The organism is Carnobacterium sp. CP1 (assembly GCF_001483965.1).
Taxonomy (GTDB): Bacteria; Bacillota; Bacilli; order Lactobacillales; family Carnobacteriaceae; genus Carnobacterium_A; species Carnobacterium_A antarcticum.
Genome location: NZ_CP010796.1, coordinates 1,024,890 through 1,047,032 on the forward strand (window position 1 = coordinate 1,024,890; position 22,143 = coordinate 1,047,032).

Here is a 22,143-nt window from a genome sequence, read left to right on the forward strand (position 1 = left end):
AATCTTCGCTTTTGTATGGCTTTTTTTGACCTCTGCTCCATTTTTTTCAGCAATTTCTAACATTGTATCTTTTTTATTTGATAGCAGCAATTCCACTAAACTGGTTTCAGTTGATTGAATTGCTTGTGCAGTTGATTCGCTCATTTCATTTCTCCTCGCTAAATCTGTTTTCACGTAGTTCTTATTGAATGGTATTGACTTATTCTTTGATAGTTTTAATAGTCATGGTCTGAGTGGCATGCGTGTTCCAAGCTGTCAGCAAATGGTCTGGACTGCAGTGTCCATAAATCGTTTCAACAGCTCTTTTCGTCGCCGCGAACCAATTAGCCTGGTTTTCGTCACTGAACGGAATTTCAGAAACGTTTTCTGTGAGTTTCACAGCTAATTCTTGAGGCACTGTCGGGTGAAACTGTCCTTGATCTAAAAACAAAAAAAGATACCCGGATTCCACTAGTTTCTTTTGATCTGCCGAATCAATGGCGGTTTCATTGACAGGCTTGCCGTTTGCATAAGCCGATAACACATCACGTTCCGCTGTTTCCAATGATTGGTAATGCTTTACAAACTGTTCCGGAAGTTGGGCAGCTAATGTTTCTGCCAATTTAATTTTAGTATGGCTTTTTTTTACCGGTATAGCGTGTTGTTCAGCAATGGTCAGCATTGTCTCTTTTTTATAAGATAGTAAGCAATCAACCAAGTTTTCTTTGGGCATTCCTTTAATGATAGGCATTTCTATTGTTTGATCCATTTTTCCTTCCTCCTGCTCTTTTCCCATGCGTCATCTCTATCATACCGTATTTCGCAATTCGAGTAAAATCGCTCAAGAAAAACCTCATTTTTTGTTCATTATTGGGGGCACCACTTTTCTTTACGCATCAAAAAAGAGACTATCCTAAGATGCCTCCTTCTTGTGCGGCTTATTTTCATTTCATTTCCTTCATATTGAAACACATAATCTCCCAGAGGTGGCCGTCCAAATCTTTAAAGCGGCGGTAGTACATGAATTTTTCTGTGTTTTCAACAGGTTGGTCTTCAGCCCCTGCTGCCGCTGCTTTTTCACACAACTCGATAACTTGAGCTTTACTCGTGGCCAGAAGAGTTACAATGACTTCATTTTGAGAGGACGTATCGGCAATCGCTTGATGAGTAAATCCTTTAAAATAGTCTTCTATTAGCAGCATGACGTAAATATTCTCTCCAATAATCATGCAGCTGCCAGTTTCATCCGTAAACAGCGGATCAAAGTTAAAATCCAACTGAGTAAAAAAATCCCTGCTTCTCTCTAAATCTTTAACGGGCAAGTTCACGAAGATTCCTTTTATTGGTTGAGTCATCTTTTTCACTCCTTTATTTTTTTTAGTCATGAGCACGTAACTTTTTTAACAAAATAAAACTGCTTTATTTTCTGGTTTCATTCAACAAATGCCGAACTTCCATATCGGATAATTGATGGAATTCTTCGTAGTAAGCTCCGATCGCTCCTAGAAAATACTCAGGTACATCCAATGCAACGATTTCATCTACTTTCATGCGCAGTTGCAAATCCATTTCTTTTGGGATGACCGGAACGGCAAGAATTAATTTTTTAGGCGACTGCCGTTGGACTTCTTCAATCGCTGCGAGTATGGTATATCCTGTTGCAATGCCATCATCCACTAGAACAATAGTTTTCCCCTTGATCGATTGACGGGCATGGTTTTCGAAATACAATTCTCGACGCCGTTGAATTTCTTGCTCTTTTGCAGCAATTTCTTTTGCTAACCAGCCTGCGTCTACTTTAGCGGTTTCTACTTTGTTCAAAAGGGGTTTTGCATTTTCAGCAATCGCTCCGATCGCATATTCAGGATTTGTTGGTGCACCAATTTTTTGAGTGATCACCATGTCTAAAGGAACATCTAAAAACTTAGCAATCTCAACTCCGACTGGTACGCCTCCGCGTGGCAAAGCTAATACGAGCACGTCTTCATCGGTTTCAAAGGTTAATTCTTTGGCTAGTTGCTGGCCGGCATCCATTCTATCGTAAAATTTCATTCCGCTTCTCTCCTTTGTCTAACTTTGGTATACGCTTACATTTGTTGGTTTTTAGCAACTTCCTATCTCTTTTTATTTTAGTATACCGCTTATGTCAAATTTATTGAATCATTACGGTTGTTTTTCATGCATCCCGCTTGTCAGTCATACGGTCTAGAGGTTAAATCTCTGTCTATAAGGTACGCAAATCTCATTTTGGGAGCATCTGAATGTAAATTTTCTGTTCATAGTAGTACTTAACAATGTTGTGCTTTTCGACAGCGGCCGATAAGGTCTGATTTGAGCGTATAAAGACCCTATCAAGCATGGAGTGATAGTTATATGGCAGGTAAACCATCTTTGCGTACCATACGAGATAAATAAAACAAGGCATATGTCACGCAACAAGGTTTTGCAGACTATATGCATTAAATAAAAATAACGATATGGTAGGAAAAACCCTTTTGAGGACCATATGAAATAAAAATCTCTATCCGTATGGTACGTAAATCAAATGAATGCTGTTGTGCATTTCGGCTGGAGCCGAAATGGCTCGCTCGAAGTGGATGATACCCGTTTGATGCCATATAAAGATAGTATGGCAGTCATAGGGTACGCAAACCCCTCTTGAGTACAGCAAGAAGTTCAAACCTTTGTACTTGAAGTACATAAATCTCGTTTGAGGACCGCAAATACGTTAATTCCCTGTCTTTGAGGTACGTTGAGACATTTTTTGTATTCCAGGTGTAACCCCCCGCATCATTACGATTGTTTTCCGTGCCGTTTGCTTGTTATTCATATAATCTAGTTTTAAAAACAATCGTTCTCTTTGCTAAATTCATCATTTATAGATATGATTAGCTCAATGTTAGTAAACAAATCAAGTTTTATAAACGATTGAGAAGGAGATTTTAAATCATGGTTGAATCATCTGAAATTACGATTGTATCTTCTACGAATGAAGATTTTATGCCACATTTGGCAACATTATTTTTATCTTTGCTGCAGACCAAGCAGGAAAATACCATTATCAATTTTTATGTCATTGATGACCATATTTCATTGCAATCAAAAGAGCAATTGAACCGCATGGTAAATGAATACGATGCGAGCATCAGCTACTTACAAATTGATACATTGGAATTTGATGATATGGTTGAAAGCGACCGTATTCCTACAACCGCTTATTTCCGGATCGCAATTCCGAACTTTTTAAAGAGCACAGATGTTAAACGCGCTATTTATTTAGATTGCGATATCATTGCTTTGGAAGACATCGAACAAATTTGGTCGGTTGATTTAGGCGACAATTTGTTGGCTGCTGTAGAAGACGCTGGCTTCCATCAACGGTTAGATGCGATGGAAATCGATGCTGAATCGAATACGTATTTTAACTCAGGTATGATGATCATCGACATCGACAAATGGCGGAAAGAAAAAATTTCAGAACAAGTCTTTAAATTTGCTTTAGAGAACCAAGATGAGTTAAGATTTCACGATCAAGATGCATTAAATGCTATTTTACATGATCGCTGGCTGGTTCTACATCCCAAATGGAATGCGCAAGCTTATATTCTGACCAATGAACAAGAACATCCAACTAAAATTGGAGAAGTTGAATACGCTGAAGCTCGAAATGCACCAGCTTTAGTTCATTTCAGCGGCCATATTAAACCATGGCATAAAGAATCCGACCACCCTTATCGGGATGCGTATTTAAAGATTCGCAACCAGACCCCATTCCCGATTGAAGGAGAACTGGAATCGGGTCAAAGAGATTAGTGTGTTAAACCAAAAGCTTGAAGAGCCGTTGTCCCCCGACAGCTCTTCAAGCTTTTTTATTTTTTGCTTAACCATCAGGCTTCTATTTTTTGAATATCGTGAATTTCAATTTCGTAGTTTTCTTCCATTTCTTTCATCACTTGATCAAAAACACTGTGGCAAAAAACCCGGTCATTGCCAACGATGCCAATACCAATGATGGCTTGGTTGAGCGTATCTTGCGCCCCGACTTCTGAAATACTGATATTGTATTTATTGTGCATGCGTTTCGTAATGCTTTTTACCACACTGCGCTTGTCTTTCAATGAATACGAATCATAAATCAAAAATGTGATCTCATACCCTAGTAAAACCATGGTTATCCCCTCTTCTTTGTCTTCCTCTTTTATTTTTCTTCAAAAGTTGCTGGTTAAGTTTCATTAGTATACTGGTTTTCACTTTTAATTTAAACCAATTCCAGGTGATTTTTACACGAATAGAATCAGCAAACCCATCCACAGCCAGAACACTGACATTAAAAAAATACCATAATCGGGATTTTTTGATTGTTTTTTGCTTTTTTTCATGTTATTCTTAAAAAAATATTACGTTAAAGCTGTTGTTTCAGCAGACGTAATGCATTCACAGAACTCAATTTAACTTGAACTTTACGGGACAGTAGAAAAGAGTTTGACACCGAGCTGCATTTGAATTTCTCATACAAGAGAATAGTTCAGATAGTCGACGCCAAACCCCTTCTTTACTGCCCTTTTTTTATTTTTTTATCTCATTTATTAAAAAATTGTGTCAGAGGAGGCAGATGATCAATGAGCACTAAAACACCTGCAACTACGGAACACATTGCGATTGAACCAGTTGATTTTGTTACAGAACGGTCTAAATACCTTATTTTCTCAGCTATTGCTGCCAGCTTGCTTTTACTAGCTTTTGTCTTCAACAGCCCACGTGAATTATGGGAAGGCAGCCTAGTCATTCTTAGTTCGCCGGCCAAACTCGTTACCGATTATTTTGAATTGGCAAATGTTGGCGCCGCTCTTTTAAATGCTTCGTTGATGATGTTCAAAACCTTAGCTATTATCCGCGTAAACCGGGTTAAGTTTACAGGCCCCGTTATGGCCGCTATTTTTACAGTTGCCGGATTCTCTCTATTCGGCAAGAATTTCTACAACTCCATTCCCATTATTTTAGGAGTTTATGCCTATGCGAAAGTCACAAAAGCACCGTTTTCCCGCTACGTGCTGCCGGCACTTTTTGGAACGGCACTAGGCCCAATTGTCAGTGAAATCACTTTTAACTTAGATTTGCCCCTTACACTTGGATTTATTTTAGGGACTTTAGCGGGGGTTTTAATTGGTTTTTTGCTTCCCCCTTTAGCAAAGCATTTTGCTCATTTTCATCAAGGTTTCAGCCTTTACAACATTGGTTTTACAGCCGGTATCATCGGTACCTTTTTCATTTCGATGCTGCGCAGCTTTGGTATTAAAATCGATACTGTCGAAATCGTCTCAAGCGGACACAACCAAGTCTTTTCCCTTATTCTATATGGGTTGTTTCTGGTCATGTTCTTAATCGGTTTGGCTTATAATCGCTGGAACTTAAACGGTTACCGGCGCTTGTTGCAGCAATCCGGCCGCTCTATGCCAGACTTTTCAGCGCTTTTCCCTTTTGGGCTGATTTTGATCAATATGGCTTTGTTGGGTATTTTATCCACTTCTTATGTTTTATTAGTTGGAGGAGAATTAAATGGTCCGATCATTGGCGGTATTTTTACAGTCGTCGGCTTCGGAGCTGCTGGGAAACACATCAAAAATGTCGCTCCGATTTTCCTCGGTGTCTTTGTTGTGGGACTCTTCAACGCCTCTGAAATCCATTCAACTTCTGCTCTTTTAGCTGCTTTGTTCGGAACGACCTTGGCGCCTATCAGCGGCTACTATGGATCGCTTGCTGGTTTTATTGCCGGAGCTTTCCATATGGCCATGGTTTTAAACATCAGTTACTTGCATGCTGGCATGAACTTATACAACAATGGATTTTCTGGCGGCTTTATTGCGGCTCTATTGGCTCCTATTTTCGATATGTTTGCCACCATTCGCAATGACCGAAAAATGCCGCCTTTGAAAAAACCGCCTGCCGATACCGTTAATAAAGTTTTGCCCCCTAAAATAGACATTTCACTTGATTAAAAAGAAATCAACTAAGTTTTCGCTTAGTTGGTTTCTTTTTTTGCAGACATAAAAGAATCATTGTGCTCAACGATTTCGATCCCTGCTGATACACTCACATCTGTATACGTTCGCTTTTCTTTTTTTAGTTCCAATTGAAGCCGAAGTTTTCCGGACAGTCCTTCTTTGATGGTTTTGTGCATCCCATCGTTTGTCGGTGCTTTTAATTCGCCTTGCTGCATAATGGAAGCTTCTAGAGTTAAACAGGCTTCTTTATTTTCTAACTTCACTTTGACCGTATCTGCATTGATCTTTTCAAGTTTGCATTTGTCTCGACGATACGTAGCAAAGCGGTACTCTTTATTGTCCATCACTAAATTGCAAATAAACCCTTCAAATGAAGAACCAAGAAAAGGAATATAGGCTTCTGAAAAAAACACGCTTGTGCTCGGATTCTGAAAATGATTGGACTGAATCCAGACGTATTCTCTCGGAAATGCGCTTCCCCAATCTTTTTCAATGTAACCTTTGCCATGCGTGAGCTCCATTTGTTTTCCATTGACCAACAAAGAACCCCTCACAGCATGGTTCATACTGATAACGCCATGCGAACATTCCATTTTCGGAACATAGGCAAAAGCCCCCATGATGTTCGGAGTGAAAAAAGATTTTTCAATCGGATATAACGGACCAAAATCCAACGAACCTACTATCGTGATCTGCTCATCTTTTAAATGCACCGATACCCCTGACTCTGTAAAGATGTTTGACCCTATGGTGATTTGAAAGGGGTCGTTTTGATAAGTAAAGGCTTCTATTGGATACTCGACATAGCCCGTTCTCGTAATTTTTTGCTGATTCTCGTCTACGAGTACCACAATGTATTGGACAAAACTATGCGATTCAGCTTTATTCAAACTAATACCAGGAATCAAACTAACAATTTGCCGTTCATCTGCCGAAACTTGCTTGAAATACCAGCCTTCAAAATACGGCTTCTTTTTCAAATTACCTTGAAATAAAATTGGATTCGTTAATTTATCAAACATCGGAGACCCACCTCTTAAACAAATTTTAGTCTATTGGCTAAGGATGATGCAATTTCTTATATATTCAGTGTACTCTACCGACTTCTTTTCAAACAAGTTTTAGTGCTTATGTATAGTGGATCGGGACAGCAACGTATTTTGCATCTTTTGGCATTGGTGTTTGTGTTGCATTAAACTAGTCAGCTCAACCTTCTTTTTGTAAATAAATTGTCGTAGCTTCTTTTAATGCTTCCGATCAGACCTTTTCGGTTATCACCGAAAAGCACATTATTTTAAAAACTCTCTCCATAATGGAGTTATCGTGACTTAAAGACAGGTAATTCCGATCATTAGGGCACGCAAAAGGAGTTATCGTGACTGAAGAACAAAGAGTTTCACTCGTTAGGGCACGTAAAGAAGTTTATCGTGACTTAAGTCTGCTGCTGCATTCTTGTTAGGGCAAGCAAACAAGTTAATTTTGCTATTATTACATATCGGTGTCACCTACTAGTTTTCACACGCCAAAAGCCGCACAGGTTAAATAGCTGCACGGCTTTTGATTTCGTTTCAATTCGGGGTGTTCTTGGTTTTAGCAACTTATTTTGGAATCGTGAGCACTTGCCCTACTTTAATGAGATAAGCTGCGTTCAATTTATTAGCAGAGGCTATTTTTTGAACGGTCGTACCATACTTCTTAGCAATGCTGTACACGGTGTCGCCTGCTTTAACGGTATACTTCACTGTCGTGGGCTGCGTAGGAGCAGCAGACGTTTTGCCGGGTATTTTTATGACTTGTCCGACCTTTATCATATTAGCATTTGCCAGTTTGTTGGCTGTAACGATGTCTTGAACGGTGACACCGTATTTTTTAGCAATGCTGTAAAGGGTATCTCCCGCTTTAATCGTATACGTTAGTGCGACTGGTGTGGGTTTTGGGGTCGTTAGCGTTGTTGTTTTAGCAGGGATTTTTATCACTTGCCCGATTTTCAAGATATTTGGATTGGCCAAGTGATTGACAGCCGTCAGTTGTTGGACTGTTACATTGTGGGCTTTAGCAATTTTAATTAACGTGTCGCCGGCTTTAACCGTATAATTGGTGGTCGGAATCGTGAGCAGCTGACCCACACGGATCACATTGGCATTTGTTAATTTGTTGGCTGTGACCAACTGTTGAACACTCACGCCATACAGAGCCGCGATTTTAGTTAAGGTGTCCCCAGCCTTGACGATGTGCTGGCCACTGCTAGCCGTTGGGATCGGTGTACTAGTCGTCGACAGCAATTGACTGATCGTAACAAACGTATACCCTTTTGCTTTCAATTGAGTGATCATGTTTTGGAGTGCTCCTGGAGTTCCTGTTGCTCCTTCTCCCGCATGCATCAAAACGATCATTCCCGGAGTGGCATTGTTTAAAACTTTATTGGTGATCTCACTAGAAGATACGCCTTTCCAATCGACTGTATCAATAGTCCAGCCAATCGTTTTTGTATAGCCTTGGTTTCCCACTGCTTGCAGTGTGGCCGCATTTACCGAACCAAGAGGTGCCCGGAAATAAGGCTTCGTCGATTTACCGGCAGCTTTTTTGATAGCTGCTTCTGTTTTGTCCAATTCTGTTTTGATCTGAGCTGCAGACATGCCGGTGAAATCAGGATGAGAATAAGAGTGGTTGCCGATATCGTGGCCTTGGGCAACGATATTTTTGATGCCTTGCGGATGATTTTCAGCGGCTTTACCGGTAATGAAAAAAGTGGCTTTAATCTTGTTGGTATTTAAGATCTGCAAGATTTTAGCAACATTTTTGCCATCTGAACCGTCATCAAATGTTAAAGCAACCATTTTAGCAGACGTGTTTCCCTTAGTAATATACTGAGAATTAGCAGCGGAGGCCGGTATCGCTAAGGCGAAAGATAAACTGAATAAGAGCAATACTGAAAGCACGAGACTAAGTTTACCGAATTTGAAACGCATGGTACTCACCCCTTTTTTTTTTTAAGTAGGGCTTAAAATGCGTTTTTCCGCTATGTTCTTGATTCTTTAATCATTTATTTTTGCCTCTTCTTTCACCTTTATTATATCACCTTAAGCAGCGATTCAATGCTTTGATGTCTTTCTTTTAAAAAATAAAAGGCAGCTTAGAATGCACGGATCATGTGGGTTCTCAGTGCTCTTTTTAATCAATGTTGGACAAACTCGAGCCGTCTCGGAGAAACTCCATCCGTACTTCCTCACAAAAATAGATAACCCACTGATTCATCTGAGAGCCTTGTCCAAAACAAGACAAGGCCGATCAAAAGTAGCCCGTAAACAGGAAAAAAAACGTAGCAAGCACCAAAATTATTTGGCAGCTTGCTACGTTTTTTCTATCTGACTGAACCTTTCGAGACAGCCTCTTTGCTTTAATACAGCAATTTAATTAGTCTTTTAAGGTTAATAATGTTACTGATTCTACGTGATTGGTTTGTGGGAAAAGATCCACTGGTTGGATCTTTTCTACAGTGTAGCCACCTTCAGCAAGCAACGCTAAGTCGCGTGCTAATGTTGCTGGGTTGCAGCTCACATAAATCATTTTAGTCGGTTTCATTTCTAAAACAGCATCAATGAATTGTCCTTCTAATCCTTTACGTGGCGGGTCAACGACCAGTAAATCTGCTTTACGGCCTTCTTTGCTCCATTCCACCATAACTTCTTCAGCTAAACCAGCTTCAAAAGTAACATTGTCTACATGGTTCAATGCAGCATTTGCTTTAGCATTTTCAACAGCTGGTTCAACGGATTCAATGCCATAAACGTGTTTCGCTTTATCAGCTAACGATAATGTGATTGTTCCGATTCCGCTATACGCATCAATCACGGTTTCTTCCCCTGTCAATGCTGCATAGTCTAACACAACATTGTACAATTTCTCAGTTTGTGTCGGGTTCACTTGGTAGAATGAACGGTGAGAAATTTCATATGTTTTCCCAAGCAATGTGTCCGTGTATTTGTCTTCGCCGTGCAATACAATTGCGTCTTCGCCTAAAATCGTGTTGGTCCGTGTCGGATTGACATTTTGAACAATGCTGACAACTTCTGGCAAAGCTTCTAAAATATCCGGAATAATTTTGCTGACCGGGAATAATTTAGCGGTTCTAGTGACTAGAACGATCATCATTTCACCTGTGTAATACCCACGGCGAACGATGATATGACGCAAGTTCCCAGTATTTTCTTTTTCGTTGTACGGTTTGACGTTATAAGTCCGCATGATATCACGCACTTTAAGGATCGCTTCGTCGATTTTAGGATCTTGAATGTAAAAGTCTTCCATTGGGATCAAGTCATGGCTGTTTCTGCGGAAGAAACCAGTCATTAATTTTTCGCCGACTTTACGTACTGGAACTTGAGCTTTGTTGCGGTAGCCCCAAGGCTCAGCCATTCCGATCGTATCAAATATTTTAACATCGGGCAGTTTAGCGATACGTTTGATTACTTTTTTTACTTGTTCTTTTTTAAATGCTAATTGAGCTGGGTAATGCATGTGTTGCAATGGAGTGATACCGGCGCGAGTAAAGTTAGCGTCTTTGATTTCCACTCGGTTTTGACTAGAAGTTAAACGATTCATCGATTTTGCATAACCGAAAGATTTTCCGGTTTTATGAATTTTGACTTCCATTTCTTCACCTGGTAAAGCATCTTCAATAAACAATGGATACCCTTTGATTTTTGCGACGCCCATACCTTCATGAGTTAGGTCCTCGATTTTTACGGTGTGTTTTTCATTTTTTTGTACTGGTACTGTTTTATCTGCTTTCATTGAATAAAAAGCTCCCTTCATTCGTTAACGCGTATTTTGGTTGATGTCTATGGATTTGAGTTGTATGTCTTATCTTATGCCAGCGTGATACTTTCAGATATCCTTTACTTCTTTCATCCATATTGAACAGGGAGTGTTCCTGACTCGACCGGTTTACTGGATGAGGGATAAAATAATCCTATCTATCTAATGCCATGAGTTTTAGGAGTGGCAGCGGCTTATCCTTTGTCCGCTTTGTATCCTAAAAAAGTTTGCTACTCTTCATTATGACACAAAAGAGCAGCAAACTCAAAGTTTACTTTATTATTTTTTTATTCTTCATTTTTGTTTTTCTTCCGATTCTTTGCCTGAAGAAATAATGCCGTCTTCATTGATGTCCTCGTTGGTCAATCCTTCAACTTCTTTGATGAACGCTTCTTCTACATCTTCTGTATGGTCGATTGGGTTAGTAACGGCTCCGGTAATTTCATCGACATTTGCAAACATTTCAATATGCTGGTGCAAATTAGTAAAGGTTACCGGGGCATCTCCCCCATATTCTCCGTCCAAATTGATCATCATCCGCGAATCATTTGCAGGTCGCGCATGGATCTTGCTGGTTTTCGCATAAAGAATGTTTGGATGATCAATGTGTTTGCCGCCGTTTAACAGCAAAGCAATCAAATGCAAGATTTCAATTTGATTAGCTGTTTTCACGATGATCAATGTGAATTTTCCATCATCTAACAGAGCATCAGGAGCGATTTGTTCAAAACCGCCGACTGAATTCGTCACCGCCACAAAAAACATTGAAGCTGTTCCTTCATAAACACCATCATCGTATTCAATGTGCATCGGGATCGGCTTGATCCGCGGCAGCATTTCTGCTCCTTTGGCGAAATAAGCTAAGTAGCCAAAAATCGATTTCAAACTAGAGGGAACATCATAGGTCAATTCAGTCATCAGACCGCCGCCGCCGATATTGATGAAGTATGTTTCTTCATCATTCATTGTCGCTTTCCCAATATCCATCTTGATCGTTTGCTGGTTTTGGACCAATTTAGCAGCTTCCAGCAAATTATTTCGTGGAATATGCAACGCACGTGCGTAGTCATTCGTCGTTCCAGCCGGAATGATGGCCATTTTAGGCCGATTGCTTAATCCCGCAATGCCGTTCACGACTTCATTGATCGTTCCATCCCCGCCAGCAGCTATGATCAGATCAAAGCCAGCTTCAGCAACCCGTTTTGCTTCATCATGAGCAGAATGGGGATTCGCTGTTGTTGCAAAAGCGCTAGTTTCATAACCAGCTTCTTCGTAAATTTGAAGAATCTCAACTAAATTCCGTTTGATCAGCTCGCGCCCGGAAGTAGGATTATAAATAATTCTCGCACGCATAGAAACACTCCTTTACTACTGTTCAAAGAATTAGCGTTTAGCTAACTCTTCGTTCAATAGTTTGTTTACGATCCCAGGATTCGCCTGTCCTTTGGTAGCTTTCATGATTTGTCCAACCAAGAACCCGATAGCCCGATCTTTCCCATTTTTGAAATCTTCGATCGACTGAGCATTATTATCAAGTACTTCATTGACCATTGGAATCAATTTTGCTGGATCGCTTAATTGAACCCATCCATTTTTCTCAACGACTTCTTGTGCATCGCCGCCTTTAGTGATCAATTCTTGGAAGACTTTTTTGGCCATTTTTGAACTGATGGTTCCATCAGCAATCAAGTTGATCATGCCCGTTAAATTTTTCGGCGTTAGCTGAGTATCGTGAAGTTCTATCTTTTCACTGTTTAGATAAGCCGAAACTTCGCCCATCAACCAGTTGGAAGCTTGTTTTGCATCTGCTCCATTCGCTAAAGCTGCTTCAAAGAAATCAGACATTTCTTTGGTAGCTGTCATTACCATAGCATCGTAATCCGATAACCCAAGTTCAGTAATGTAACGCTCGCGACGCATATGCGGCATTTCAGGAATGCTGGCTTTAACGCGTTCGATCCAAGCATCGTCAATGACCAAATTCGGCAAATCAGGCTCTGGGAAGTAACGGTAGTCATCAGCCCCTTCTTTAACACGCATCAAAATCGTCTCACCGGTCGCTTCATCGTAACGACGAGTTTCTTGTCCGATAACGCCTCCTGAGAGCAATACTTTTTCTTGACGGGTTTCTTCAAACGCCAAACCACGGCGGACAAAGTTGAATGAGTTCAAGTTTTTCAATTCTGCTTTCGTTCCAAAAGCAGTTTGACCAATTGGACGCAATGAAACGTTCGCGTCGCAACGCATTGAACCTTCTTCCATTTTCACATCGCTGACGCCGGTATATTGAATCACTTGTTTGACCGCTTCAAGATACGCATAAGCCTCTTCTGGAGAACGCATATCAGCTTCCGAAACGATTTCGATCAACGGTGTTCCTTGACGGTTTAAGTCGACATAAGAATAGCCGTCTGTGCCGTGATTGTTTTTCCCAGCGTCTTCTTCTAAATGGACCCGTTCGATGCGGATTCTTTTGGTTTTGCCTTCGACTTCAATGTCGATCCAGCCATCGTGCCCAATCGGTTGGTCAAATTGAGAAATTTGGTACGCTTTTGGGTTGTCTGGGTAAAAGTAATTTTTACGGTCAAATTTGGTATCGGTTGAAATCTCACAATTCAAAGCCATTGCTGCTTTCATCGCAAATTCCACCGCTTGTTCATTGATGACCGGTAAAACGCCTGGGTAACCCCAGTCGATCACATTGGTATTGGTATTCGGTTCTGCACCAAAATGTGCTGGAGCTGGTGAGAACATTTTTGATTCTGTTTTTAATTCTACGTGGACTTCAAGTCCGATCACTGTTTCAAAATTCATTTTTATTCCCGCCTCCTACAAGTTTGGTTTTTCTTTATGGAATTCAGTTGCTTGCTCAAAAGCATAAGCCGCTTGATAAATAGTTTGTTCATCGAAGTGGTTGGCAATCAATTGCAAGCCGACTGGCAATCCTTCAGAGAAACCACAAGGAATTGAAATCGCTGGTACGCCTGCCAGGTTCACTGGAACCGTTAAGATGTCGCTTAGGTACATCGCTACAGGGTCATGTACTTGGCCGCCGATATCAAAAGCCGTTGTTGTGGTCGTAGGTCCTAAGATCAAATCGTATTCTGCAAAAACATTTTCAAAGTCTTGACGGATCAATGTCCGTGTTTGTCCGGCTTTTTTAAAGTGAGCGTCATAGAAGCCAGAACTTAAAGAGAAAGTCCCTAACATCATACGGCGTTTCACTTCCATGCCAAATCCTTCAGAACGAGATTTCACATACACTTCTTCCAGAGTTTTCGCTTCTGGCGAACGGTACCCGTAACGGATGCCGTCAAACCGTTGTAAATTGGAAGAAGCTTCTGAAGAAGCAATGATATAGTAAGCTGGTACACCGTATTTTGAATGCGGCAAGCTTACTTCTTCTACAATAGCGCCTAATTCTTTAAAGGTTTCAATCGCTTTAAGGACAGCTTCTTTTACGCCGGCTTCCAAGCCTTCTTGTAAGTATTCTTTTGGCACACCGATTTTCATGCCTTTTACGCCATCTTCAATTCCAGCAGTAAAGTCAGGCACTTCTTTCGTGTAGCTCATCGAGTCTTTTTCATCATAGCCGCTGATCGCATTTAAGACCAACGCATTGTCTTTAACGTTTCGAGTAAGCGGTCCGATTTGGTCTAAACTTGAAGCAAAGGCAATCAAACCAAAACGAGACACACGTCCGTAAGTCGGTTTCATTCCAACGACTCCATTGAAAGCTGCCGGTTGACGAATCGATCCGCCTGTATCGGTGCCTAGTGTCATCGGAACTTGTCCGGCAGCTACAGCAGCAGCTGATCCGCCTGAAGATCCGCCTGGAACTTTAGCAAGATTCCAAGGGTTATGGGTTACTTTGAAATACGATCTTTCCGTACTTCCTCCCATAGCAAATTCGTCCATGTTCAATTTTCCGACTGAGATCATGCCGGCTTTTTTCACTTTTTCCATTACTGTTGCATCGTAAATCGGTACGAAGTCTTCCAGCATTTTACTTGCAGCAGTCGTCAGCGTTCCTTCAGTAACGATGTTGTCTTTGATGCCGATCGGCAAACCAGACAAGATATTAGCCGGGTCGATGCCTTCAGCATCCATTTGACGAGCTTGTTCTAACGCTTCTTCTTCTGTCAAGGTAATGAATGCGCCGACTTTGTCTTCCGTTTCAGCAATTCTCGCGTAAACGGCTTTCATGATTGCTTCGGCTGTTGTTTCTTTAGCAACCAATAATTGGTGCAATTCTTCTAACGTATGATCTAATAGTGTCATCTTATGCCCCTGCCTCCCCATTGTCTATCATTGCAGGAACTTTGATTAAACCATCTTTTGCTGATTTAACGTTCTCGAATAATTTTTCGCGATCTGTTCCTGGAACTGCAACGTCTTTCCGCATCACGCTGTACGTTTGTAAGCCGTGAGTGGTTACAGGCACATCTGTCGTGTCCAACTCTTCCAATTGTTCCACCATGTTAATAATGTCGTCTATTTGTTGGGTAAAGCGGGTAATTTCTTCGTCTTGAAATTCTAACTTTGCTAATAACGCAACGTGTTTAACATTTTCTTCGTTGATCATCATCTCTGCTTCACTCTCTTTCTATCCATCATTCTTGTTTCAAACTTCTTTTCCTATTCTACCACAAACTCCCCTTCGGCTCTATGGTTAAACGAAAGGGAGTTTGCTTATTGCAGCTCTTTATTAAATCGCGTTAGAGATTTTTAGAGGTTGAAATTCCCTCCGGAACTTACGTGTTCGCTTGTAAAAATCCATGGGACTTCCTAGAGCCCTTGTGGTCTCCAGATTTTCGATCCTCTTCCTGGCTACAAGCAGCCACTGTTCCTCCAAAAATTCCAAGATTATAGCTTACAGACATCTTACTTACCACTATCAAAAAAGATAGGGCTCTTATTATTAATCGAACACATGACTGTAAAAAGAGGTTTCTCCCGCTTTACGAGCCAAGAAGGCTTCTGTTCCGTTAATGGAATCAATGGTGACTTCGATTGGAATATTGGGTGGCAAGAAGCTGGCAGCTTTATCGGCTACATGCTGAGTAAAACTAATCATTTCGCTTTCCCCATAAAATTGAGTGGTGACGGTCACTTTCATTTTGACTAGTTGATTTTCGGTATAATACGCTTCAGCAGTTACACCGCTTAAGTTAGGGAAAAAGTTTTCAACTTCCGCTTTAAAGTTTTCAAAACTCGTCAGCTCATTGCTGGTCTCGCCAGCTAATGGGAAAATAACTTTCGTTTCATTGATAGCGCTCCAAGATCCAACTTTGGTATTGCCGTTTTCACTCGTTGCTTGAGCAATATACGATCCGCCAGATAAATCATCTTTCGTTGTTTGTTCAAAAATACCTACTACGATAGGGATATCTCCCACGCCTTCGATTTCACGTAGACGTTGAACAATTTTATCGGCCATTGCTTTTCCTTGTTTCAGGAGCTCTTCGCGGCTGATTTTCGTTTCAAATTCTGAACCAAATTGAACTTTTTGGTAGTAGTCAACGGTATTCATCGCTAACCCGATGCTGATGCCGTCTACTGCAAATCCGTCTTTGGTCTCGACCATGTAGTCTTGTTCTAAAATGGAAGCCAAAAAGTAGGGATTCCGCTCGTTTGGTTCTTTGCTGCCATTGTCTTCTGGATTTAAGCCATCCGGATTTTCTTCGCTGACACGGCCCAGCCATTTGGCAACTGATGCAGAATCAAGGTACTGTCCTTCTTGGAAGTAATGGGTATCCGTCGCATAATGATCTTGCGATAAACTCATCAACCCCACTTCAAAAGCTTTTAGGTTGAAATTTGAATTCAACCCTAAAGTGATCCCCCGTGATTGGCTCGTTTGGTAACCGCCGTCTGTCACAACAGCTTTGTAATATTCGGTCGATAGCTGATGGCTCGTAGCGGTCGTTTTGCCAGACTTGCCTGGAGTTTCGGCAGGTGTACTAGCGCCATCTTCCCCTGTCGGATTGCCGCATGCGCTGAGCAAAAAGACAAGAGATGCTGTTAATGCAATGATTTTTTTGTTCATGCTTCTTCTCCTTCTAATGTTGCTAACAACTGATCTTCATCCCAGACGGTCACATCAAGTTTTTGGGCTTTATCCAATTTACTGCCAGCTTCTTCGCCAGCCACGACTAAATCCGTTTTCTTGGAAACACTGCCGGTCACTTTTCCGCCTAGATTTTCAATGCGTTCCTTGGCTTCTTCACGCGTAAAGTGAGTTAATTTCCCCGTTAACACAATGGTTTTCCCGTTGAAATAAGAATCGATCGTTGCAACCTCTGTTTTTTTCTTGCCAAGATAGGTTAAATTGACTTGGCACTCGCGCAATTCAGCAATCAGTTCAGCTACTTCCGGCAAAGCAAAATACGTTTCAACGCTTTCCGCAATGATTTCTCCAATGCCTTCGATCGCGATAATGTCTTCTGCTTTGGCTTGCTGGATGCCTTCAATAGTTTCAAACTGTTCGGCGATCAATTTAGCTGCTTTTGCCCCGACATGTCGGATGCCTAGACCAAAAATCAAGCGTTCAAGCGAATTGGCTCGACTGGCGTCAATAGCTCCTAATAAATTGGTCGCGGCTTTGTCTTTGATTTTATCTAAGGACACGAATTGGTCATACGTTAACTTGTACAAATCCGCTACATCATGAACCAGATTTTTTTCAAACAGCTGAATGATCACTTTTGGACCCATTCCGTCAATATTCATCGCATTCCGCGAAGCAAAATGAGCCAAACCTTCTGTGATTTGTGCAGGGCATTTAGGATTGATGCAGCGCAAAGCCACTTCTTCTTCTAAATGGACCAGTTCGCTCTCGCAAGCTGGGCAATGTTTGGGAATCTGATAAGGCTGGCTGTCAGCCGGTCTTTCGTCCAATAAAACACGGGTCACTTCTGGGATGATATCGCCAGCTTTATGTACCACGACGGTATCCTGCAAGCGAATATCCCGTTCCTGAATCAAATCAACGTTGTGCAGACTCGCGCGCTGCACTGTCGTTCCGGCTAACTGAACAGGATCCATGATAGCCGTTGGCGTGACCACGCCTGTCCGTCCTACAGTCCATTCAATATTGCGCACGACCGTATGCCCTTCTTCTGCCGGAAATTTATAAGCGATCGCCCAACGCGGTGCTTTGACGGTAAAGCCGATATCTGCTTGTGTGTCAAATTCGTTGACTTTGATCACGATTCCGTCGATCTCATACGGTAAAGCTGCTCGTTTATCATCGAAAAGCTGCACATATTCCCAAACTTCTTCAATCGTATCGAAAACTTGCCGTTCATGATTGGTCCGAATACCTAACTCATCCAATTGGTTGAGGGCTTCTTCTTGGCTCGTAGCCGACATTTCGCCAAAATCAGCAACAGTATACAGAAACGTGTTTAGATTGCGTTTAGCGGTTTCTTTAGCATCTAAATTGCGTAAACCGCCTGCAGCTGCATTGCGCGGATTGGCAAAGACAGCTTCGCCATTTTCTTCACGGGCTTCATTTAAGGCCACAAAAGAAGCTTTTGGCATGTAACATTCGCCGCGGACTTCAATCGAATACGGTTTTTTTAAACGCAGCGGCACAGATTTGATGGTACGAATGTTTTGCGTAACGTTTTCCCCCACCGTTCCATTGCCGCGGGTGGCTGCCAAAACAAGTTTTCCTTGTTCGTATTTTAAAGAGATAGCCAACCCGTCAATTTTCAATTCACAGATGTAATGGATTTTTTTGTCCGTCAATTTCCTGATGCGTTTATCAAATTCAAGCAGATCGGTTTCATTGAACGCATTGCCTAAACTCAGCATCGGAATCTCATGGATCACTTTTTCAAATCCCGGTAAAATCGTACCGCCTACTCGTTGAGTAGGCGAATCGTTTGTAATGATGTCGGGAAATTCCTCTTCCCATTCAACCAGTTCATGATACAGTTTGTCGTAATCTGCATCACTGATGGTTGGGTTGTCCTGGACATAATACTGGTAACTGTATTTATCTAATAGGTCTCTTAGTTCGCTGACGCGAATTTTAGCTTCTTCAAAAGTATGTTGTGTTGTCATCTGACAAGCCCCTTTCTACTTAAGGTGTTGCTTTCTCGATCGGTGCAAAGGCGGCTAACAACCGCTTGATGCCTTGTTCTTTAAAAGCAATATCCAATTGAAGGTTATTGGCATCTCCGGTAACTTTCACTACCGTTCCAACTCCCCATTTTTTATGCACGGCTTTATCGCCGACAGACCAGCCTAATTTATCCGCGCCGCTTTCGGTCTTGTTATTGACAGGCGCTTGATAAGGCGTGCTGTTTGCACGTGCCGCTTGATTGCTGCGAAACGGAGTATTAGCCGTTGCTGGACGGTTAAATGAACCTGTACCTGCTGATTGTATATTGCCGGACTCCATCACTTCATCCGTGATTTCTCTAATAAAGCGTGAAGCTTGGTTGCTTTGGACACGACCATACAATACTCGTGAATAAGCATTGGTGATGTACAATTTTTGCTCTGCACGTGTGATCCCCACATAAGCTAAGCGCCGTTCTTCTTCCAAATCGTCTTCTTCCATCATCGAACGCGACAACGGGAAAATACCTTCTTCCAAGCCAATCAGGAAAACCACTGGGAATTCCAATCCTTTAGCAGCGTGCAAAGTCATCAAAGTGACTTCGCTTTGCGGCTCTTCTTCAATGTTATCCAAATCAGAAATCAATGCTAAGTCGGTCAAGAAAGTCAGCAAGCTTTTATCTTCACTGCTGTCTTTTTCAAATTGTTGAGTAACCGTCAAGAATTCCTTGATGTTCTCTACTCGAGTTTCAGATTCTAAGGTACGTTCCATTTCCAGCGATTTCAAATAGCCGCTGCGTTCTAGGACTTCTTCGACTAATTTCGTAACGGGCAGGTATTCTTGCATCTTACGCAAGTCGCGCAGCATGAAAGCAAAACCCTCTAGTTCTTTAGCCGCTTTACCTGTGATCGAAGTGATCGAAACATTCAACGCCGTTTCCAGTAAAGACCATTCGTATTGGTTCGCAAAAGTTCTCAACTTCTCAATCGTTCCTGGACCAATGCCTCGTTTAGGTGTATTGACGGTCCGTTCAAAACTCATGTTGTCTTCAGGATTGGCGATCAACCGCAAGTAAGCTAAGACATCACGAATCTCTTTACGGTCGTAGAACTTATGTCCGCCGACCATTTTATACGGAATATTGGATTTCAATAGACTTTCTTCAATTACCCGTGATTGGGCATTGGTTCGGTACAATACGGCAAAATCCCCGTAATTGTAATTATTTTCTTTCATTTCTTCCAGCATTTTAGCAACAACGTAGCGGGATTCATCGCCTTCTGATTGCCCCCGGTAATACGTCAGCTTTTCGCCATCATCGTTATCGGTCCATAATTTTTTTACTTTGCGTTTAGTGTTATTGGCAATCACGTCATTGGCTGCTTTCAAAATAAACTTCGTGGAACGATAATTTTGTTCCAACATCACCAATTTAGTATCTGGATAGTCTTTTTCAAAATCTAAAATATTGTTCATATTGGCACCGCGCCAACCGTAAATACTTTGGTCTGCATCTCCAACGACACAAAGGTTTTTGAAGCGTTTCGCCATCATATTGACCAACGTGTATTGAGCTGTATTGGTATCTTGGTACTCATCCACATGAATGTAGTGGAATTTATTTTGATAATAATCCAATGTCTCAGGACTTTCTTCAAATAAGCGAATCGTCAGCATGATCAAATCATCAAAATCGACCGATTGATTACGACGCAATTCTTTTTGGTAATCGTCGTAGCAATCAGCCACCATTTTTTCAAAAAAACTGTTCGCTATTTTACGGTAATCTTCAGCCGTCATCAGTTCATTTTTAGCATTGCTGATTTCAGATAAGATCGCCCGTGGATTGTATTTTTTCGGATCGATATCGCGTTCTTTTAAAATACGCTTCATCAGTGTTTGCTGGTCGCCAGGGTCACTGATCGTAAAAGCTCGATTGTACCCGATTCGGTCGACATCTCGACGCAGCATCCGAACACACATCGAGTGGAAAGTTGAAACCCAGACATCGTTTCCGCCTTCTAATAGACGCCCCACCCGTTCTTTCATTTCTTTTGCTGCTTTATTAGTAAATGTAATTGCTAAAATATTCCAAGGATTCACGCCTTTTTCTTCAATCAAATAAGCAATGCGATGCGTTAACACACGCGTCTTCCCACTGCCGGCTCCTGCCATAATTAAAAGAGGACCTTCTGTATGAGCCACGGCTTCTTTTTGTCCCGGATTCATGCCATCTAATAAATTTTTTCGTAATACCAAAATGTGTACATCCTCTCTTTATATCAAACCAGTTAATAACTATTCCTTCTGCTTTTTACTCTTCCTATTCTATCAAATAGGTTTAAACTTTTGTATAAGTTTTCATTTGCCATTTTACCATAGATTTAGCGAAATCGAGAACCTTACTGAAAGATTGTTCAGTAAAAAATTTAGAGCCATTCAAGACAAAAAAACATGAACATTTCTGTTCATGTTTTTAATGAGTTTTATTTCATTTGAATGATGCTTAATAATACACTCTAACTTCTATTATCTAGCGAATCTATTGTCTATAAAAGTATTCGTCATCTATGACCAGCGTATTTTCATTAATGGCATTTATTACAAAATCAAAATCTTCACCAGTGTAATTCAACCATTCTCTTGGAGAATTAAAAGTTACGATCATTTTTTTACCGCTTTTCTTAGTTTCTATGTCACTGACTCCTTCATCATCAAAAGCTTTCAATACTTCGCTTTCAAATAATTCATATAGAGTATTATCCATTGCAAACTGGACACTTTGGATATCGTTTACTCTATATATTGAAGCCTCTTTTGATAACTTTTCTAACTGAATATCTATAGATATTTCCCCATTATTTAAAGGACTATCCCCGTCTATATAAGATACGGTTATCTTAGCTTTACCATTTTTTTCAATTGCTATATTTACGCTTTCTTCATTATCGAAATCTGAAGGAATCCAATTTCCAGATATCTCTCTAAATTCCGTATTAAAAAATACTAGGTATAACGCAATGGCTATGACTGCTGCGCCAACTAAAAGGATGAGATTATTAGGTTTTCTTTTTTTATAACCTGAATATTGATTAGTGCTTGTATCTCCCTTAGTCACCGTTTCTTCGTTTAAAGGCACTCCACTTGTTCTTTTTTTATTGACCACATTTCCACAATCGGAACAAAATTTTTCTGCTGCTTCAACTTGTTTGCCACAACGTGTACAAAAAGTTTTTTTCTCCTCCATTACGCACCTGCCTTTATCATTCA

17 protein-coding genes are annotated in these 22,143 nt (G+C 41.0%); 2 read left to right on the forward strand and 15 right to left on the reverse strand.

The genetic code is table 11. From position 1 onward, the window contains the following. Positions 1-199: 199 nt before the first annotated feature. The 3 genes from NY10_RS04925 to NY10_RS04935 form a co-directional block, all read right to left on the reverse strand. Positions 200-748, reverse strand: coding sequence for a hypothetical protein (locus tag NY10_RS04925; RefSeq protein WP_058918920.1), 549 nt, complete (start codon positions 746-748; stop codon positions 200-202). A gap of 175 nt (positions 749-923) precedes the next feature. Continuing rightward, positions 924-1,334: a VOC family protein gene (locus tag NY10_RS04930; RefSeq protein WP_058918921.1), complete on the reverse strand. Its 411-nt coding sequence runs from the start codon at positions 1,332-1,334 to the stop codon at positions 924-926. A gap of 64 nt (positions 1,335-1,398) precedes the next feature. Beyond that, positions 1,399-2,031, reverse strand: a complete 633-nt coding sequence (locus NY10_RS04935; RefSeq protein WP_058918922.1) for a phosphoribosyltransferase — start codon at positions 2,029-2,031, stop codon at positions 1,399-1,401. 897 nt (positions 2,032-2,928) lie between these two features. On the opposite strand from NY10_RS04935, the gene NY10_RS04940 reads away from it, so the two are divergent. Beyond that, a complete protein-coding gene (locus NY10_RS04940) occupies positions 2,929-3,792 on the forward strand; it encodes a glycosyltransferase family 8 protein (RefSeq protein WP_058918923.1) in 864 nt (287 codons plus the stop codon). A 74-nt stretch (positions 3,793-3,866) separates the two neighbouring features. Here the strand turns inward: NY10_RS04940 and NY10_RS04945 are convergent, their stop codons facing one another. Next, positions 3,867-4,148: a DUF503 domain-containing protein gene (locus tag NY10_RS04945; protein ID WP_058918924.1), complete on the reverse strand. Its 282-nt coding sequence runs from the start codon at positions 4,146-4,148 to the stop codon at positions 3,867-3,869. A gap of 450 nt (positions 4,149-4,598) precedes the next feature. Between NY10_RS04945 and NY10_RS04950 the strand changes: the two genes are divergently transcribed. After that, the gene (locus NY10_RS04950; protein ID WP_058918925.1) at positions 4,599-5,975 is read left to right on the forward strand and encodes a DUF1576 domain-containing protein; all 1,377 of its coding nucleotides are present in this window, start codon (positions 4,599-4,601) and stop codon (positions 5,973-5,975) included. A 23-nt stretch (positions 5,976-5,998) separates the two neighbouring features. On the opposite strand, the gene NY10_RS04955 is transcribed toward NY10_RS04950, so the two are convergent. The 11 genes from NY10_RS04955 to NY10_RS05005 all read right to left on the reverse strand — a co-directional run bounded on the left by NY10_RS04955 (position 5,999) and on the right by NY10_RS05005 (position 22,120). Next, positions 5,999-7,003, reverse strand: coding sequence for a tocopherol cyclase family protein (locus tag NY10_RS04955; RefSeq protein ID WP_058918926.1), 1,005 nt, complete (start codon positions 7,001-7,003; stop codon positions 5,999-6,001). 576 nt (positions 7,004-7,579) lie between these two features. After that, the gene (locus tag NY10_RS04960; RefSeq protein WP_082664188.1) at positions 7,580-8,950 is read right to left on the reverse strand and encodes a LysM peptidoglycan-binding domain-containing protein; all 1,371 of its coding nucleotides are present in this window, start codon (positions 8,948-8,950) and stop codon (positions 7,580-7,582) included. 445 nt (positions 8,951-9,395) lie between these two features. Continuing rightward, the gene (rlmD, locus tag NY10_RS04965) at positions 9,396-10,775 is read right to left on the reverse strand and encodes a 23S rRNA (uracil(1939)-C(5))-methyltransferase RlmD (RefSeq protein WP_058918927.1); all 1,380 of its coding nucleotides are present in this window, start codon (positions 10,773-10,775) and stop codon (positions 9,396-9,398) included. A 318-nt stretch (positions 10,776-11,093) separates the two neighbouring features. After that, complete coding sequence (locus NY10_RS04970) at positions 11,094-12,152, reverse strand: diacylglycerol kinase (RefSeq protein WP_058918928.1); 1,059 nt, start codon at positions 12,150-12,152, stop codon at positions 11,094-11,096. Between the two features lie 30 nt (positions 12,153-12,182). Then, positions 12,183-13,613: an Asp-tRNA(Asn)/Glu-tRNA(Gln) amidotransferase subunit GatB gene (gatB, locus tag NY10_RS04975; protein ID WP_058918929.1), complete on the reverse strand. Its 1,431-nt coding sequence runs from the start codon at positions 13,611-13,613 to the stop codon at positions 12,183-12,185. Between the two features lie 15 nt (positions 13,614-13,628). Further along, a complete protein-coding gene (gatA, locus tag NY10_RS04980) occupies positions 13,629-15,080 on the reverse strand; it encodes an Asp-tRNA(Asn)/Glu-tRNA(Gln) amidotransferase subunit GatA (protein WP_058918930.1) in 1,452 nt (483 codons plus the stop codon). A gap of 1 nt (position 15,081) precedes the next feature. Continuing rightward, a complete protein-coding gene (gene gatC, locus NY10_RS04985) occupies positions 15,082-15,387 on the reverse strand; it encodes an Asp-tRNA(Asn)/Glu-tRNA(Gln) amidotransferase subunit GatC (RefSeq protein WP_058918931.1) in 306 nt (101 codons plus the stop codon). Positions 15,388-15,720: 333 nt separating this feature from the next. Then, on the reverse strand, positions 15,721-16,848 hold the full coding sequence (locus NY10_RS04990; RefSeq protein ID WP_058918932.1) for a CamS family sex pheromone protein: 1,128 nt from the start codon (positions 16,846-16,848) through the stop codon (positions 15,721-15,723). After that, positions 16,845-18,872: an NAD-dependent DNA ligase LigA gene (gene ligA / locus NY10_RS04995; RefSeq protein WP_058918933.1), complete on the reverse strand. Its 2,028-nt coding sequence runs from the start codon at positions 18,870-18,872 to the stop codon at positions 16,845-16,847. The genes NY10_RS04990 and ligA overlap by 4 nt, the downstream gene beginning before the upstream one ends. Positions 18,873-18,891: 19 nt before the next feature. Further along, positions 18,892-21,102 carry a DNA helicase PcrA gene (pcrA, locus tag NY10_RS05000; protein ID WP_058920243.1) on the reverse strand — a complete coding sequence of 737 codons (2,211 nt, stop codon included), beginning with the start codon at positions 21,100-21,102 and terminating at the stop codon, positions 18,892-18,894. A gap of 313 nt (positions 21,103-21,415) precedes the next feature. Further along, complete coding sequence (locus NY10_RS05005; protein ID WP_058918934.1) at positions 21,416-22,120, reverse strand: zinc ribbon domain-containing protein; 705 nt, start codon at positions 22,118-22,120, stop codon at positions 21,416-21,418. Positions 22,121-22,143 lie beyond the last annotated feature (23 nt).